Raw genomic sequence first — 15,850 nt, forward strand, 5'->3', positions numbered from 1 at the left:
GGCGTTAATTCACGATTTCGTTTTAGCGATAAGTGCCGTATCGGATGGCAAACTAGTGCCCAATAACCATTGCTGTGTATTTTTTGAAGACTTTTCTACATCTTTGAAACAAACCCACCATAGCGCAATGAGTAACAAAAGTTTGACTGAGAGAGTTAGTAAAATGTCACGAGTCAAGGGCTTCATAGCTTGCTGTCCAGTAAAACACGCGCCTATACTTTAACGCAATCTGCATCATTAATAAACCATGAAAGAGGACTATTTGGTGGTTTATCTTGAAAAAAATGGGTGTCATTGATAATTGATTATTCCAAGATCCCTGATCGTCGCAACCACCAACCAAGATGTCCCAATTGCTCGCTACTTACGTTCCGGTATCACTATTTAATGGCATGTCTTTTAAAGAACCAAAAATGAGGATGAGCGCGAGCATAACTACTTCGTTTATTGATGATTTGCTCTATGTCTTATTTTAGTTTGATCGATTTCTTGGTATGCGAACCCAATTAAAGCAGATTAATTAGATAGGTTTAAAAACTTGCTGTGGAAGTGGGCTGAAAGTCTTCTGCCAAAAATTTAAAACTCGCAGTCAGTCTAAAGAATACATTGTAGGTGCACCTACGAATTTAAATAGCTATAAATTAGAAAATTAACGATCGCAGTTAAAACAGCTGCGATAAGGCAAATACTCAGATAGAACCTGGTAAAAGTAGGGGGATAATAAGCCATACGTTTATAAGTTGTCAGATCCTCAATAGATAACAACAAGCTAGAAAGACTAACTATTAACAAACTCCAAATAAAAAAACCAGAAATTAGAGTAAACGTACTGCAAATTGCACCGACGCACCAATAATGTGCAAAGCGCCTTAAAACAAGGGAAATAGCAGTATTATCAAGCTTCATAACTCTCCTTTTATTCCTAGGATTAATAGGGTAATGAGGAATAAGGCAATTGCAATGGTAAATCCCCAACTGAGCAAATAAGCGTACATTGGACCAAAAGAAGGTAAAAATACTCTGGATTGTTTGGCTAGAATCACGTCATTTAGTGCTAAAACAAAGCTCATAATAATTACCGTAGGGAGAATAAAATAAATAAAAATAGGTAGGTAAGTAACACATCCTGCTAGAGTTGTGACAAAAAAATAGCGAAAAAAGCGTTTAATACCGTACCATATATAATTAATTTCGAGCTCTCCATTAAAAAATGATTGATTAGAGCCTAAATAATATAGCTGTTTGTAGGGATAAATAACAATTAATAAAGGGCGTATGAGGTGGTGTTTGCTACCGGATGGTATTCCTTGTTTTATGGAGTCAGGAAAGTGAAAAAGCAATAACATGGTGATAAATCAAAAGAGAAGGAATTGTGTACTCAAGGGCACGCAAGCTTGCAATTATTTTTCGTTCGTTACACAGCTTCCATAAGCGCCGCTACTCCCATGCCACCTGCTGTACAGACAGAGATTAAACCTCGACCACTACCTCGTTGATGCAGTAATTTGGCAAGATTAGCGACAATACGTGCTCCTGTAGCGGCAAAAGGGTGTCCCAAGGCAACACTCCCTCCTTTAATATTCATTTTTGTTTTATCAATGGACCCCAGTGCCTGGTTTTGATTGAGCACTTTCTTACAATATTCATCCGATTCCCAGGCTTTGAGGGTGCAGAGAACCTGGCCGGCAAACGCTTCATGAATTTCATAAAAATCGAAGTCCTGTAAGGTCAACTTATTACGCTTTAATAATTCACTCACGGCCTTGGTTGGAGCCATAAGTAACCCTTCTCCGCCAACAAAATCAACCGCAGCAACCTGAGCATCCACAAAACGAGCAAGCATTGGATGATTAAATTTTTTGGCAATATCCTCGCATAATAAATACACGGCGGCTGAACCATCGGTTAGAGGGGTGCTGTTGCCTGCTGTTAAAGTACCAGCATCGCTTTTATCAAAAGCCGGTTTTAATTTAGCCAGTTTTTCCATGCTTGTATCAGCACGCAAAAAAGTATCTCGCTGTAAGCCCATAAAAGGAAAAACGAGATCATCGTAGAAACCCTCTTCATAGGCTTTGACCGCATTTTGATGGCTAGTGAGGGTTAACTCATCCTGGGCTTGGCGGGTAATTCCCCATTCTTTGACCATTTTCTCGGTATGCTGTCCCATTGATAAACCAGTGCGTGGCTCAACAACAGCAGGAAATTGAGGTTTAAAATCAGCAGGACGAAATGAAGCAATGATTTTTAATTTGGTATTGAAATCCCTGGCATTATGCAAGGCAAGTAATTTTTGGGCAAAAGAGGGTTTAAACATAATGGGCAAATCACTGTTTGAATCGATTCCTGCTGCAATCCCATCATCGATTTGAAAGTTAGCAATTTTGAGTGCAACTTGTAAGGTTGTTTCAAGACTGGTACCGCAGGCACGTTGTAATGTATAAGCGGGAGTATGGGGATCAAGTGAGGTCCCCAGAACACATTCTCGTGCCAGGTTCCAATTGAAGGAGCTGTTCATTATAGCGCCTAGCCCAACATCACCAAGAATTCTATTTTCCAAATGCATTTTCTTGACTAATTCTTGCAGCGAAGCAGTCATTAAGTCTTGGGTTGAAACCTTGCTATAGTGGGTCATCGATTTTACAAAAGGGGTTCGCATTCCTCCCGCGATATAAACTGGCCTTGTTTTCATGGTGAGTTCCTTGCTTCGCTATTAAAGTTAACCCTTAATAAGCATAGCATGGGCGGCGAAGTTACTGTAATCATTGGTTCTGAGTTGAGGTATTTGCTATGAGGGTTGGTTAAAAGAGCCGCTAAGGTCAGTATTGCGCAGCAATATAAATAAAAGGCTGGTGCTTCAGGAATCTGCACGTTGGTTTAACCTGTTGATATCAATCATTTTTAATCACCTTGGCTTCAGCTTCTTTTTTCATCACAATGATCGTAATGCGGCGGTTATTGGGGTTTAAAGGGTTTTTCTTGTCTAGTAAAACCGTGGAGGCATAACCTGTTACCCGCATGACTTTCTCTTCTTGCATACCTGATTTGACCAGCGCACGACGTGCCGTATTAGCGCGTTGTGTTGATAATTCCCAATTACTTTGTTCCAAATCCTCGGGGTTGTGGTAAGGATGGGCGTCTGTATGACCTTGGATCGTTATCTTATTAGGCATGTGTTGCAAGAGTTTTGCTATTTTATCAAGTACGACCAGCATTTCAGGATCAATTTCATCACTCCCCATTCCAAACATCGGTTTATTTTGATTATCAATGAGTTGAATGCGTAATCCTTCAGAAACAACGTCCATTAGAAGGCGTTTTTTCAATTCAGATAGAGAGGGATCGTTATCCATGCTCAACATGATGTCTGTTTTTAATTGCTCAAGTTGTTTCATCTCAGCGCTTTCTTGATTGCTTCCTGCTACTTGGCCATCCTTTTTCTTGAAATTGTCACCTCCACCGTTGATGGTTTCTTTTCTAGCCCCCATGCTATCTCCACCAATGGAGGCTATTCTGAGGGGTTGTTTGAAGTACTCTGATAAGCCATCTTTTTGTGCTTTATTTAAGGAAGCCAGCAACCACATCAATAAGAAAAATGCCATCATGGCAGTTACAAAATCGGCATAGGCAATTTTCCAGGAACCACCATGATGGCCGGAATCGCGCTTTTTTATTTTTTTTATAACGATAAGGTTTTTTTCATTATTATTACCAGCCATAGACTCCTACCTAGCTACTAGTTTTGACTGCTTTAATTTCTTCATTGAGTTCATTAAAGGAAGGTCTTGCATTAGAAAACAGGACCTTGCGGCCAAATTCGGTCGCTATAATGGGTGGATTATTGTGTACACTGGCCAATAACGTTACCTTAATGCAATTGAGCATCAATTGGGTTTCGTTAGCTCGTTGCTCAATGGCGGTTGCTAAAGGACCTATAAAACCGTAACCCAATAAAATACCGAGGAAGGTTCCAACCAAAGCCTGTGCTACCAGCACCCCAAGTTGTGCTGGTGGGAGATTGATTGACTCCATGGTATGCACCACACCTAATACTGCAGCCACGATACCAAAAGCGGGCATACCGTCTCCCAGCTTGGTAATAGCATGTACCGGAATCAATTCTTCCTCATGATTGGTTTCAATTTCACTTTCCATTAGCGATTCCAGTTGAAAAGGCTGCATATTGGCAGTGATAATCAGGCGAAAATAATCGCACATGAATTCAATCAAATGGGGTTTGGCCATTAGACGTGGGAAATTGGTAAAAATTGGACTGTTTGCAGGTTCGTCAACGTCGGATTCCAATGACATAAGACCTTCTTGTCGAGCCTTATTAAGAAGGGCATACAGCAGACCCAAGATATCTCTATACATAACCTTGGCTGATTTTTCGCTACGAAAGGCATTGGGTAATGCTTTGGCGATTGATTTTAAAACACTGGCTTTATTACCAACGATTAAAGACCCGATGGCAGCTCCGGCAATAATTAATAATTCAACAGGTTGCATGATTGCTGCTAAATGCCCGCCAGCCAATGCAAAGCCGCCAAAAACAGACAATAGTATTACCAGATACCCCAGCAAAATTAGCATTTATTTTCCCTAAAAAGCTATCTAATTGATTTTGAAGTATTAATTTTAAGAATTCAACACGTTTTCTCCGAAAGTTGATGAATTATTTTTTATGCGTTCATTTCAGATAATCATGCACTACCCGGCCATAGGGTAGAGTTAGATCAGAGAGAATATGAACGGCATTCACCACTTTTTTCACTGGCAGTTTAGCAATGGGAGCCATGGCATGATGAAACAATTCTAACTGGGCAGGTCCGGTCCATGCTCCTTTAATAATGACATCCGTTAATTCGTATTCAACTAACTCACAAATGCGTATGGTGCCATCAACATGGGGAATTATTTTTAATAAATAACAGGGTGCTACCAGGGATTCAGCAACTTTTTTGCAATCCAGCGTTTCATACTTATAACCCATAGTGGCTGTGGCAATTCGATTGCAACCATAATCAAGCGAGCCAAGGAGGGTTTCTTTTTCAACGGTTAATCGGGGTTGAGCAAGTTTTTTAGGAAAGCCCCAGATTTCACGTCCGCCAACGATAGGAGGAAGATCATCCAAATACATGGCGTGGGTATAACTGCCAGGTTTACCCTTGTAGCGTACGGGAATGACCTGACCTGATTCGGTGTAATCACCGAAACCCGTTGAATCCGGCATGCGGATAACTTCAAATTTTACCAGCGGCTCGACCACTTCTAATGGCGCAGGTACAATTTCACGAAGCAAATCAATATCCGTTTCATAAGTAACAATTAAAAATTCACGGTTAATAAAGCGATATGGACCTGGTGGATAAGAGGGGCTACTAAAGGGCATGGCAAACGCATTTTTTTTCACTTCTGACTCATTCATTCTTAGGCTCCTGTCTTTATTAGTGGCCCGCCGTTCATGATCACCCGCTTTGAAAAAGCAGGTGATCATCTTTTATTGTGCGGTTATTCCATATACCAACCATGACTTACTACTAAAGATTGTCCAGTCAATGCATTGGTACCGAAAGAGGCAAAAAATAAAGCAGTTTGTGCGACGTCATCAATGGTAGTAAATTCACCATCGACAGTATCTTTCAGCATAACTTTTTTGATAACGTCGTCTTCACTAATCTTTAATTCTTTAGCCTGCTCTGGAATTTGCTTATCGACTAAAGGAGTACGTACGAAGCCCGGGCAGATTACGTTAGCTCGCACACCATAAGCCGCCCCTTCTTTGGCGACAACCTTACATAAGCCGAGTAGGCCATGTTTTGCTGTCACATAAGGTGCTTTTAATTTGGATGCTTCCTTAGAATGGACTGAGCCCATGTAGATAATACTCCCACCATTGCCAGAAGCGTACATATGCTTTAAACAGGCTCGGGTAGTAAGAAAGGCACCATCTAAATGAATAGCAAGCATTTTTTTCCAATTGGCGAAAGACAGTTTATCGACTGGATCAATAATCTGGATACCTGCATTACTTACCAAAACATCCACACCACCAAAATGCTTGGCAACTGCATCAACACCTTTTGTTACTTGGTCTTCATCCGTAACATTCATTTCTACTGCCATGGCTTGGTGTTTCATGGATTGAATTTCTTCAACAACTTGTTGTGCTTGATTGAGGTTCAGATCAGCAATGGCTACCTTTGCTCCTTCACGCGCATAGACAAGTGCAATTTCTTTACCAATTCCACTGGCAGCACCGGTTACAATAGCTACTTTATTTTTTAATCGCATGCTTACATTCCCTGTTTTTTATTATTCTTTACCAGTATAGCAACGGGTTTTCCATTTTGCCTTAACACCACGCATAGATTGCACAAGCCTATGATTCAAGACAAAATGGAAGCCAATTAGTAGTAATAATAATGGCCATGTCGATAGTAGTATCTTCGGTCTTGCTCTTGGCCGATTTGATTACCGATTAAGGCTCCTGCACCTGCACCGATCGCAGATCCCCAACCACCACCGACAGCATAACCGATCCCAGCACCTGCTGCGGCTCCTGTGGCAGTTCCTACTTGTGTGCTTGTACAAGAAACCAGTCCTGCTGTTGATAAGCTCAAGAAAAACAACGTACCTATGATATTTCTCATGATGACTATCCTCTTCTAAGTTGATCCCTTCATAGTCATATTAGTACAAAAAGAAATCATTTGCGTAAATATTGTTCATAATGCGGTTGTTAACATGACTTGGATTTTACTTTTGGGTAGAAAACCAGTGACTAATCAGGAAGGCGGAATGAAGTGGTTGATTAGTTCCAGAATAACCAACTTTTCTGGTAACCGCTTTTTGGCTTGAGAAATTATCTATCCCCCAGTAGTATTGGCAAATCGTTTTCAGGAAAAGAGGGCGTTATGTTTCGAGGCAGCATAGTTGCATTAGTTACTCCAATGTCAGAAGACAAAGTGGATGTAGAGCGGTTACGTGAATTGGTTGAATTTCATATTTCAGCAGGTACACATGCAATTGTTGCGGCGGGGACCACGGGTGAATCGGGGACTCTGTCTCATCAAGAAAAATTGTTAGTGATAAAGACAGTTGTTGACCAGGTCAGAGAGCGTATTCCAGTCATTGCCGGTACAGCAATGAATGCTACCCGGGATTGTATAGAGTTGACTGAGATGGCTATGGAGTACGGTGCTCATGCGGCACTTATTATGACACCAGCTTATATCAAACCGACCCAAGAAGGGCTGTATCAGCATTACAGCCATATTGCCAATTCTGTGGCAATACCTATTATATTATATAACGTGCCGAGCCGGACTGCCTGTGATCTGCTACCTGAAACGGTGGTGCGACTCGCCAAAATATCAAATATTGTAGGGATAAAAGAGGCAACAGGGCAGATGACGCGATTACAACAAATACTGCGTAGTTGTGAGGCGAGTATTGATGTTTATAGTGGCGATGATTTGACTGCTGCCCAATGGCTCTTAGCGGGTGCAAAAGGTGTTATTTCAGTGACAGCAAATGTGGCTGCCAGGCATATGGCAAAATTATGCGATGCTGGCTTAGACAATGAGCATGCTGCTTGTTTACGTATCAATGAGCAACTGATGCCGTTACACCAGTTGTTATTTGTGGAGTCAAACCCTATTCCTGTGAAGTGGGCTTTAAGCAGAATGGGGTTAGTGAATGATGAATTACGGTTACCTCTGACTTCCTTGTCAGAAGAGCATCATCACGCTTTAGAGCAAGTACTTCGTACTTTGCAACTTGTTTAAATTGAGGGTGGTTGTTGTGAAAAAAATTGGATTCTTTGTTTTATCAATTATGCTGTTAACGGCTTGTTCGCAATATGCAAGTAATGGTGAGCAATTGTATTTACGCAGTAAAAATGGTACTACAGTAGTAGTGCCGCCCCCTTTAACGGATAGTAATATAAGTCATTTCTATGATTTACCTCCGCAAAACCAAAACGCGCAGGTAAGTATTGCTCCTCCGACGGATCCGGCACTTAGCTCGTAAATTACCTAATTTAAGGTTGGCACTTATGTCAGAATCAGACGAATTAGTTATTATCCAGGAATTGTCAAAGCGATTAGTAGAAGCACAGCGTAACATACGCATTTTGGATAGTATTAAATGGGATGATTCAATTAAGCAGGATTTTTTTCGTAACAAAGCAGAGAAGTTGCCTGCAATTGATAAAGCTTACTACGATAATAAACCGATACCCTTTGATGCGTCAGAGAAGCAGGAAGAATTTCGTTGTATTTTGCGTGATGCACAAAATCAGTTAGGTCAATATTCACCCGTTGTTCGTTTAATTAAACGGCAATGTGAAGAATATTCCAGAGCCGCTCAAATGCTGGCAATGCGGGGGACTCCTGCCTTTTGCGAGTTAGCCATGGAATTGTATGGCAGTCCTAACGATGCTTTCTATTCAGGCGGACCACGCCTTTCCGAATTGGGTACTCTGCTTTTTGATGTATTAACGGCGTTGGATGTGCAATTACAGTCGGAGGCGGATGTTAAACAATATACGCCTAAACAGGCGCAAGATTTATTGCAAAAGCGCTTAAGCTGCTTTTTTGATCAGCATCCCGGCAAAGTGACTGTCATGGTTAGTGATGATATGGTTGCCGATGCCTCTGCGGGAGCTGATAGTATCAAATTAAGTCAACATGCCAAATTCAGTGATCGTGATTTGAAATATCTTGAAGTGCATGAGGGTTGGGTACATGTTGGCACGACTCTAAATGGTGCCATGCAGCCTTATTGTTTTTTCCTCTCCAAAGGCTCACCTTCAAGTAGTGTGATTCAGGAAGGATTAGCGGTTATTACTGAGGTCGTTACTTTTTCCTCCTATCCTGGTCGGGTACGTAAAATAACAAATCGTGTTATTGCTCTTGATAAAGTAAGACAAGGGGCGAATTTTATTGACATCTATCGTTATTTTATTGAATGTGGCTTAACAGCAGACGATAGCTATAATCATGCTGTACGCGTATTCAGGGGCAGTACCCCTGAGGGAGGGCCATTTACCAAAGACTTGTCTTATGCAAAAGGGTTTTTATTAATTTATAATTACATGCGTTTTGCTATCAGTCAGCGTCGAATTGATTCTATCCCGCTTTTATTTACTGGTAAGCTGGTATTGGATGATCTACCTCTCTTAGGTGAATTAAAAGAACGCGGACTTTTAATTCCGCCGGTGTATTTACCACCACCGTTTCGTGATCTTGCTGCACTGAGTGCATGGATGAGTTTTTCTCTATTCCTAAATAAATTTAGTTTGACTGAAATTCAGAAAAATTTTCGTTTTCTTCTTGTTTAAAGTGTGAATAGACATAGCTTGGGTTATTTCACATTTCGTCCCTTTAAGGGATGGTAGAAATGCCCCAGCTCTAATTCAGCAGGAGGATAGGATGGGTTTGTTAATCAACGGTCAATGGCAAGATAGTTGGTACGATACTGCTAAAACAGAGGGTGCCTTCAAAAGAGAGTCAGCACAATTCAGAAATGCAATTAGTCTGGAGTCCGATGCCCGTTTCCCGGCAGAAAAGGGACGTTATCATCTTTATGTATCGCTTGCCTGCCCTTGGGCTCATCGTACTCTTCTTTTTAGACAATTTAAAAAACTGGAAAATTATATTGGTCTGTCTATTGTTCATCCTCACATGCTTGAACAGGGGTGGGAGTTTAAAGCAGAAATGGGGGCCACAGGAGACCACTTATATGGCTTGCGCTATTTATATGAGCTGTATTGCAAAGCAGAGCCTCATTATAGCGGTCGAGTGACTGTACCTGTCTTATGGGACAAAAAAGAAGAGACTATAGTTAGTAATGAATCAGCAGAGATTATTCGTCAATTTAACCAGGTTTTTAATCATTTAACGGGTGATAAACAAGATTTTTATCCCGCTGCCTTACGAGCGGAGATTGATGCGATCAATGACAAGATATACAACGCTGTCAATAATGGTGTCTATAAATGCGGTTTTGCAACCCGCCAAGAAGCTTATGAGCTCGCTTTTTACGAGTTATTCAAGGTGTTGGATGAATTGGATATTCATTTGAGCCGTCATGATTATTTGGTAGGCGGTCAATTAACTGAAGCAGATTGGCGTTTCTTTACTACGTTGATTCGTTTTGATGCAGTTTATTTTAGTCATTTTAAAACCAATCAACGGCGAATCAGTGATTACCCAGCGCTCCAAGCCTATTTACACAAGCTGTATCATTACCCTGGTGTACGAGAAACAGTTAATCTTTTGCATATTAAACAACACTATTATTTCAGTCATAAAACAATTAACCCTTCCCAGATTGTTCCGGTTGGGCCAAAACTTGATTTTGAATAGAATTTTACGTTGATCATCCTGGATTCACTGGATCACTTTTGAACTCGCTGTAGTGAGAGTAGTTCGAGGAGACATGGCGCACAGAACCGCGTGTACACGTCAGTAGATGAGGATTCGAGTACTGTATCGACGAAGGAAGGTGCCCATGCAGTAGCCTTTTGAGAGAAGTCTACCAAGTGAGCTAGCGGGACTAAGGCAATTTATGCTTTAATAAGCCTTATTGTTAATGAAGTTTAAGGGTTCTGCCATGACCTTTGTTGTTACAGAAAGTTGTATTAAGTGTAAATACACTGATTGTGTTGAAGTATGTCCAGTAGATTGTTTTTATGAAGGTCCCAATTTTTTGGTCATTCACCCTGAAGAATGTATCGATTGTGCCTTGTGTGAGCCTGAATGCCCCGTTGATGCCATTGTTTCTGAGGATGATTTAACTGACGATCAAAAACAATTTTTACAACTCAATGCTGAACTTGCTAAAACCTGGCCGAATATCACTTCCAAAAAGGATGCCCCAGATGACGCTAAATCTTGGGAAGGTGTGGAAGGCAAGCTGCAATATTTAGAAAAAGAGTGGACGAAGTAATAAACTCGGCTGACGATGTCAGTAAGCATTGTCAGCGTGTATTGAGCAATAACGGCCGGCTTGCTACAGCCATTCCCGGCTTTGTAGCCCGTGCTCCTCAAGTGATTTTGTCTACTGCGATAGCCAAGGCTATTATGGAGAAATCAACCTTGGTTGCGGAGGCAGGAACAGGGACTGGTAAAACCTTTGCTTATTTAATTCCTTGTTTGCTAAGTGGCAAAAAAGCACTCATTTCTACTGCTACTAAAACGCTTCAAGATCAACTTTTTCATAAAGATCTACCCATGTTGGTACGTGCATTGGGTGTGGCCGTACGAGTACAGAATCTTAAGGGCAGAGCCAATTATCTTTGTCGTTATCGGGTCAATTTACATGCTGAAGAGGGGCGTTTTATTAATCCGCAATGTGCCCATGAGATTTTACATGTACGTGAAAAATTGCCCCAATTGACTGCCGGAGAACGTTCCGAATTACCCGAGATCAGTGAGGATTCACCCGTTTGGCCCTATGTTACTTCAACAACGGAAAATTGCCTTGGCAGTGAATGCGAGCATCACGCAACCTGTTTTTTGGTAAAGGCGCGTAAGCGAGCACTTGAATCGGATGTTGTTGTCATTAATCACCATTTGTTTTTTGCTGATTCTCGCTTAAAAGAAGAGGGGTTTGGTGAACTGTTACCTGGTGTTGATGTGGTTGTATTTGACGAGGCTCATCAGTTAGCAGAAATTGCCATGAATTTTAATGGGGAGCGCTTAGGTACGCGTCAGCTTCGTGATTTGGTAGACGATTTCTTACGTGAATGGCCGGTGCTTGATTTGGCGAATCAGCCATTGAAGAAATTGAGCTTCCAAATGGAGCAGGCTATTGAACAATTGCTGTGCGCTTTGACAGTACGCGAGGAACGTATCGCTTGGGAAGAATTGGAGCGCAATAAAGCATTTAGACAAAGTTGGGAGGCTCTACTTGCTTTGGTTGATGAGTTATTGGATTGTGTATCTAAGGCAACGATTGAAGAGACTCCCGGTCTGGCACGATGTTTAAAACGATTGGAAGATTTCAAGCGGATACTGGGGCGTTTTAGCCAGACTGATAAAGCACAGATCCGTTGGCTGGAACGTTTCAAGCATACCTTGGTTTTTCATGCCACGCCTTTTGATGTCGCCGAAGCGTTCCATAATTTGTTAACCCGGCAACATTGCGCTTATGTGTTTACTTCTGCCACCTTAACAATGGCCTCTTCTTTTGATTGTTTTACCAAACCTTTAGGTTTAACCCAGGCCGAAACCTTGTTACTGCCAAGTCCTTTCGATTATCAACAACAAGCCCTGCTATATTTACCTCGTGAATTGCCTGATCCTAAAGACAATCGTTATTACGATAGTCTGTTAGAGAAGGCTTTACCGGTTATTGATGCTTGTGGTGGGCGGTGTTTTTTCCTGTTTACCAGTCATAGAGCGTTAAAATTAGTTGCTCAACGACTGGCCAATACTTTAAAATATCCCCTGTTGGTACAAGGGGAAGAAGCCAAGCCAATCTTGTTGGCACGGTTTCGCCAGCTCGGTAATGCAGTACTTTTGGGTACAGCGACCTTTTGGGAAGGTGTGGACGTCAAAGGGGAGGCTCTCTCTTGTGTTATCATTGACAAACTGCCTTTTGCCAGCCCGGTTGATCCGGTGATACGTGGTAAAATGGCCTATCTAAAGTCACGTGGTTTATCTGGTTTCGATGAATTATCCTTACCCAATGCTGTTTTAGCCTTGAAACAAGGGATAGGGCGTCTGATTCGGGATAGCAGTGATCGAGGTGTATTAATGATTGCTGATCCACGGTTAACGGGTAGAGACTATGGTCGTTACGTTTTTGCAAGTTTACCTTCACTGCGTAAAACACGCGATGAGCAAACAGTATTAACTTTTATTCATGAATTGGCCTTACAAAATGAATCTATTGTCAATTGACACTTCAACAGAAAAAGCGTCTGTGGCTTTGGCATTCAATGGTGAGATTCGTTGTGAAGAACAGGCGGTACAGCGTCAGCACGCGCAGATGCTCTTACCTATGATTGACCGGTTACTGGCTGACAGTGAACTCTGTTTAAGCCAACTCGATGCAATTGTATATGGACGCGGCCCTGGTAGTTTTACTGGTTTGCGTATTGCCTGCAGTGTGGCCAAAGGATTGGCTTATTCTCACGATTTGCCTTTATTGCCGGTCAGTAGCCTGGCTGCTATAGCCAATGAAGTACGAGTTCAGAATAGGTTAGCAAAGGATGCTGCTATACTGGCCGTTCTTGATGCTCGGATGAATCAGCTTTATTGGGGTTGTTTTGCTGGTGATGCGAACGAGAGCGAAGAGCAGGTTTGTGATGCTGCTGATATTCATGTACCTGGTGAAAAAAAATTCGTTTTAGCTGGTGTTGGTTTTGATGCTTACTTGCGGCAATTACCGGTGTCTTTACATACACGGCTTGTGAATCATTTTACAATCTACCCCCATGCACAAGCAATGATTCGCCTTGCCTTAAGTGGTGAGGTAAAAGCGGTTAGTGCAGCAGAGGCATTGCCTGTTTATGTGCGCAATCAAATAACGCAAGGAGAAACACGTGGATAAACGTTTGTTAGAAATCTTGGTTTGCCCGCTATGTAAAGGAAAGTTGCTGTTAAAAGAAAATGAGTTGATCTGCCGTTTTGACCGTTTAGCGTATCCTATTCGTGATGGGATCCCGGTGATGTTGGAGCAAGAAGCACGTTTGATTCCTTTAGAGGAAAAGGAACGTTTATGAGTATTGATTTTCATGTGATTATTCCTGCACGTTACCAATCTACGCGGTTGCCTGGCAAGTTATTGATGGAATTGGCGGGTTATACAGTAATAGAGCGGGTCTATAGGCAAGCGCTGAAAGCAAATCCTAAATCAGTCATTATAGCGACAGATAATGAGTTGATTGCGGAGCACGCCAGTCATTTTGGTGCGCAAGTATGTATGACTGATCCGGCTCATGAGACAGGTACTGATAGAATTGCTGAGGTAGTGGCACAGGGTCAATTTCTGCCCGAGGACATTATTGTTAATGTTCAGGGCGATGAACCTTTAATAGCGCCAGAGCTTATTTCACAGGTTGCACATAATTTACATCATTCCCCATGCCCTGTGGCAACATTATGTTGGCCAATTGATCATTATGAACAATTAGCGAATTCTAATGTGGTGAAAGTAGTACGTGATTGCCATAATAACGCACTTTATTTCTCTCGAAGTGCGATTCCAGCCCATCGTGATGAACCTGGCAGTATTAAACACGTTTTTCGCCATATTGGGTTGTATGCTTATCGGGCGGCTTTTTTACTTGATTTTGTTACTTGGCCTGTATGCGAGCTGGAAAGCCATGAAGCGTTAGAGCAACTCCGTGTTTTATGGTCTGGGTATAAAATTAGAGTCGATGACGCCTGTTTACAACCGTTACAAGATATAAATACCCAAGAAGATCTGGTGATGGCTCACAAGTGGGTGAAAGAACTAAGTTAGGCTTACACCACAGTAATATTATTAGATTGCTTGCAACACACTACAGAAAGAAAAATGCAAGAACGGTCAGATTTGAGCACAGGTTGCGAGAAATTTTTTTTAAAAATGCGCAGCATAGCTATCTATGTGAGTAGGTTTTAGAAAAATTTCTCGCAAGATCTGCCCAATAGGACCGTTCTTTTTTATCCCATGGTTTGGGGATAAGAGCCAAGTAGAGTCATCATGACCGACATACTGCCAAGATCATCCAGGGCTGCCTTGATATGGGGTTCTGTCTGGTGTCCCTCAAAATCAATAAAAAAGAGATAGCTCCAATTACGATGTCGGTAAGGACGTGATTCAATCAAGGTCATGTTAATATTGTATTTAGCGAAAGGAGCAAGCAGATGAAGAAGACTTCCCGGCTCATGCGGTGTGGAAATAATTAGTGAAGTCTTATCATGACCACTCGGAGTAGGTAATTGTTTACCGAGTATAATAAAGCGAGTGGTGTTGTTTGCGTAGTCTTCAATATGTTGATGTAATTTTTGCAATTGATAAATTTCTGCGGCTTTATCGCTGCAAATAGCTGCCGATTCAGGTTCCTGGGCCGCAAGTTGAGCGGCAAGACCATTACTAGCGACTTCTTTTAGGGTTACCTGGGGATAACGAGTGGCCAGCCAGCGCTGGCATTGAGCTAGCGTTTGTTGATGGGCATAAATAATTTTCAACGGCTTTTCAGAGTCGAGACGGGCAAAATGATGATGAATACGCAGCGATATTTCGCCGCAGATCTGGAGATCACTGGTAATCAGATTATCCAGAGTGATATTAACCATGCCCTCGGTACTGTTCTCAATAGGGACAACACCATAGTTAGCATTACCATTTTCCACTTGCTTAAAGACTTCAGCGATCGATGCTTGAGGTACCATCTTAACGCTTTCGCCAAAATGTTTCTCAACCGCTTGCTGCGAAAAAGTTCCTTCAGGACCAAGGTAAGCAATGGACAATGGTTGTTGTAAGGCAAGACAGGCTGTCATAATATCGCGAAAGATACGGGCGACCTCATGATCTGGCAATAAACTATTATTATTGGCTACGATGGAGCGCAAGATTTGTGCTTCGCGCTCAGGGCGATAATAAACAGGATTCTGTTGCTGTTGCTTAATCTTGGCTACTTCCACAGCCAAGGCCGCACGATCGCGTATTAACTCAAGGATCTGTTGATCAATTTTATCAATTTCTATGCGTATTTGTGCAAGTTTGTCTGTCATGGCTGTAGACCCCCTTAATAAACGTCTCTCATGGCAGCGAGTTTTGAAAGAAGTTCAATGAATACCCTGGAGTCAACTTACAAAGCTGCAGTATAAAATAGCAGCCTTGCCGGGCA

At 41.9% G+C, this 15,850-nt stretch carries 19 protein-coding genes; 9 read left to right on the plus strand and 10 right to left on the minus strand.

The genetic code is table 11. The features are described 5' to 3' along the window. Nucleotides 1-9 precede the first annotated feature (9 nt). From cydP to DYC89_RS04380, 9 genes are all read right to left on the minus strand, one after another. Nucleotides 10-186: a cytochrome oxidase putative small subunit CydP gene (gene cydP, locus DYC89_RS16465; RefSeq protein ID WP_181879319.1), complete on the minus strand. Its 177-nt coding sequence runs from the start codon at nt 184-186 to the stop codon at nt 10-12. A 432-nt stretch (nt 187-618) separates the two neighbouring features. Further along, nucleotides 619-906 (minus strand): hypothetical protein, encoded by a 288-nt coding sequence (locus tag DYC89_RS04345; protein WP_115220665.1) that lies wholly within the window; start codon nt 904-906, stop codon nt 619-621. After that, the gene (locus DYC89_RS16470) at nt 903-1,070 is read right to left on the minus strand and encodes a hypothetical protein (RefSeq protein ID WP_181879320.1); all 168 of its coding nucleotides are present in this window, start codon (nt 1,068-1,070) and stop codon (nt 903-905) included. The genes DYC89_RS04345 and DYC89_RS16470 overlap by 4 nt, the downstream gene beginning before the upstream one ends. A gap of 344 nt (nt 1,071-1,414) precedes the next feature. Continuing rightward, on the minus strand, nt 1,415-2,689 hold the full coding sequence (locus DYC89_RS04355; protein ID WP_115220667.1) for an acetyl-CoA C-acetyltransferase: 1,275 nt from the start codon (nt 2,687-2,689) through the stop codon (nt 1,415-1,417). Between the two features lie 199 nt (nt 2,690-2,888). Then, nucleotides 2,889-3,716, minus strand: a complete 828-nt coding sequence (gene motB / locus DYC89_RS04360; RefSeq protein WP_058446504.1) for a flagellar motor protein MotB — start codon at nt 3,714-3,716, stop codon at nt 2,889-2,891. Between the two features lie 10 nt (nt 3,717-3,726). Next, nucleotides 3,727-4,590 carry a flagellar motor stator protein MotA gene (motA, locus tag DYC89_RS04365; protein WP_115220668.1) on the minus strand — a complete coding sequence of 288 codons (864 nt, stop codon included), beginning with the start codon at nt 4,588-4,590 and terminating at the stop codon, nt 3,727-3,729. A 97-nt stretch (nt 4,591-4,687) separates the two neighbouring features. After that, complete coding sequence (locus tag DYC89_RS04370) at nt 4,688-5,425, minus strand: acetoacetate decarboxylase (protein WP_115220669.1); 738 nt, start codon at nt 5,423-5,425, stop codon at nt 4,688-4,690. 83 nt (nt 5,426-5,508) lie between these two features. Continuing rightward, nucleotides 5,509-6,291 (minus strand): 3-hydroxybutyrate dehydrogenase, encoded by a 783-nt coding sequence (locus DYC89_RS04375; RefSeq protein ID WP_115220670.1) that lies wholly within the window; start codon nt 6,289-6,291, stop codon nt 5,509-5,511. A gap of 116 nt (nt 6,292-6,407) precedes the next feature. Further along, nucleotides 6,408-6,650, minus strand: coding sequence for a glycine zipper domain-containing protein (locus tag DYC89_RS04380; RefSeq protein ID WP_058446496.1), 243 nt, complete (start codon nt 6,648-6,650; stop codon nt 6,408-6,410). A 264-nt stretch (nt 6,651-6,914) separates the two neighbouring features. On the opposite strand from DYC89_RS04380, the gene dapA reads away from it, so the two are divergent. The 9 genes from dapA (at nt 6,915) to kdsB (ending at nt 14,478) form a co-directional block, all read left to right on the plus strand. Then, complete coding sequence (dapA, locus tag DYC89_RS04385; RefSeq protein ID WP_115220671.1) at nt 6,915-7,787, plus strand: 4-hydroxy-tetrahydrodipicolinate synthase; 873 nt, start codon at nt 6,915-6,917, stop codon at nt 7,785-7,787. A gap of 16 nt (nt 7,788-7,803) precedes the next feature. After that, complete coding sequence (locus DYC89_RS04390; RefSeq protein WP_058446492.1) at nt 7,804-8,031, plus strand: hypothetical protein; 228 nt, start codon at nt 7,804-7,806, stop codon at nt 8,029-8,031. 25 nt (nt 8,032-8,056) lie between these two features. After that, nucleotides 8,057-9,343, plus strand: coding sequence for a flavohemoglobin expression-modulating QEGLA motif protein (locus DYC89_RS04395; RefSeq protein WP_115220672.1), 1,287 nt, complete (start codon nt 8,057-8,059; stop codon nt 9,341-9,343). A gap of 91 nt (nt 9,344-9,434) precedes the next feature. Continuing rightward, nucleotides 9,435-10,370 (plus strand): glutathione S-transferase family protein, encoded by a 936-nt coding sequence (locus DYC89_RS04400; protein WP_115220673.1) that lies wholly within the window; start codon nt 9,435-9,437, stop codon nt 10,368-10,370. Nucleotides 10,371-10,617: 247 nt separating this feature from the next. Beyond that, nucleotides 10,618-10,953 carry a ferredoxin FdxA gene (gene fdxA, locus DYC89_RS04405; protein ID WP_115222655.1) on the plus strand — a complete coding sequence of 112 codons (336 nt, stop codon included), beginning with the start codon at nt 10,618-10,620 and terminating at the stop codon, nt 10,951-10,953. Then, on the plus strand, nt 10,941-12,911 hold the full coding sequence (locus DYC89_RS04410; protein WP_342767870.1) for an ATP-dependent DNA helicase: 1,971 nt from the start codon (nt 10,941-10,943) through the stop codon (nt 12,909-12,911). Before fdxA ends, DYC89_RS04410 begins: the two co-directional genes overlap by 13 nt. Then, nucleotides 12,892-13,563 (plus strand): tRNA (adenosine(37)-N6)-threonylcarbamoyltransferase complex dimerization subunit type 1 TsaB, encoded by a 672-nt coding sequence (tsaB, locus tag DYC89_RS04415; protein WP_115222654.1) that lies wholly within the window; start codon nt 12,892-12,894, stop codon nt 13,561-13,563. Before DYC89_RS04410 ends, tsaB begins: the two co-directional genes overlap by 20 nt. Continuing rightward, nucleotides 13,556-13,735 (plus strand): Trm112 family protein, encoded by a 180-nt coding sequence (locus DYC89_RS04420; protein ID WP_115220675.1) that lies wholly within the window; start codon nt 13,556-13,558, stop codon nt 13,733-13,735. Before tsaB ends, DYC89_RS04420 begins: the two co-directional genes overlap by 8 nt. After that, nucleotides 13,732-14,478, plus strand: a complete 747-nt coding sequence (kdsB, locus tag DYC89_RS04425) for a 3-deoxy-manno-octulosonate cytidylyltransferase (RefSeq protein ID WP_115220676.1) — start codon at nt 13,732-13,734, stop codon at nt 14,476-14,478. The genes DYC89_RS04420 and kdsB overlap by 4 nt, the downstream gene beginning before the upstream one ends. A 182-nt stretch (nt 14,479-14,660) precedes the next feature. On the opposite strand, the gene pheA is transcribed toward kdsB, so the two are convergent. Next, complete coding sequence (pheA, locus tag DYC89_RS04430; protein WP_115220677.1) at nt 14,661-15,734, minus strand: prephenate dehydratase; 1,074 nt, start codon at nt 15,732-15,734, stop codon at nt 14,661-14,663. Nucleotides 15,735-15,850 lie beyond the last annotated feature (116 nt).

This window comes from Legionella donaldsonii (assembly GCF_900452385.1).
Classification (GTDB): Bacteria; Pseudomonadota; Gammaproteobacteria; order Legionellales; family Legionellaceae; genus Tatlockia; species Tatlockia donaldsonii.

What these genes read in the sequence shown, in the direction of transcription:
- DYC89_RS04345 (WP_115220665.1), bottom strand. Translation starts at nt 906, where the DNA reads ATGAAGCTTGATAATACTGCTATTTCCCTTGTTTTAAGGCGCTTTGCA.
- DYC89_RS16470 (WP_181879320.1), bottom strand. Translation starts at nt 1,070, where the DNA reads ATGAGCTTTGTTTTAGCACTAAATGACGTGATTCTAGCCAAACAATCC.
- cydP (WP_181879319.1), bottom strand. Translation starts at nt 186, where the DNA reads ATGAAGCCCTTGACTCGTGACATTTTACTAACTCTCTCAGTCAAACTT.
- pheA (WP_115220677.1), bottom strand. Translation starts at nt 15,734, where the DNA reads ATGACAGACAAACTTGCACAAATACGCATAGAAATTGATAAAATTGAT.
- dapA (WP_115220671.1), top strand. Translation starts at nt 6,915, where the DNA reads ATGTTTCGAGGCAGCATAGTTGCATTAGTTACTCCAATGTCAGAAGAC.
- tsaB (WP_115222654.1), top strand. Translation starts at nt 12,892, where the DNA reads ATGAATCTATTGTCAATTGACACTTCAACAGAAAAAGCGTCTGTGGCT.
- fdxA (WP_115222655.1), top strand. Translation starts at nt 10,618, where the DNA reads ATGACCTTTGTTGTTACAGAAAGTTGTATTAAGTGTAAATACACTGAT.
- kdsB (WP_115220676.1), top strand. Translation starts at nt 13,732, where the DNA reads ATGAGTATTGATTTTCATGTGATTATTCCTGCACGTTACCAATCTACG.
- DYC89_RS04370 (WP_115220669.1), bottom strand. Translation starts at nt 5,425, where the DNA reads ATGAATGAGTCAGAAGTGAAAAAAAATGCGTTTGCCATGCCCTTTAGT.
- DYC89_RS04380 (WP_058446496.1), bottom strand. Translation starts at nt 6,650, where the DNA reads ATGAGAAATATCATAGGTACGTTGTTTTTCTTGAGCTTATCAACAGCA.
- DYC89_RS04355 (WP_115220667.1), bottom strand. Translation starts at nt 2,689, where the DNA reads ATGAAAACAAGGCCAGTTTATATCGCGGGAGGAATGCGAACCCCTTTT.
- motA (WP_115220668.1), bottom strand. Translation starts at nt 4,590, where the DNA reads ATGCTAATTTTGCTGGGGTATCTGGTAATACTATTGTCTGTTTTTGGC.
- motB (WP_058446504.1), bottom strand. Translation starts at nt 3,716, where the DNA reads ATGGCTGGTAATAATAATGAAAAAAACCTTATCGTTATAAAAAAAATA.
- DYC89_RS04400 (WP_115220673.1), top strand. Translation starts at nt 9,435, where the DNA reads ATGGGTTTGTTAATCAACGGTCAATGGCAAGATAGTTGGTACGATACT.
- DYC89_RS04395 (WP_115220672.1), top strand. Translation starts at nt 8,057, where the DNA reads ATGTCAGAATCAGACGAATTAGTTATTATCCAGGAATTGTCAAAGCGA.
- DYC89_RS04375 (WP_115220670.1), bottom strand. Translation starts at nt 6,291, where the DNA reads ATGCGATTAAAAAATAAAGTAGCTATTGTAACCGGTGCTGCCAGTGGA.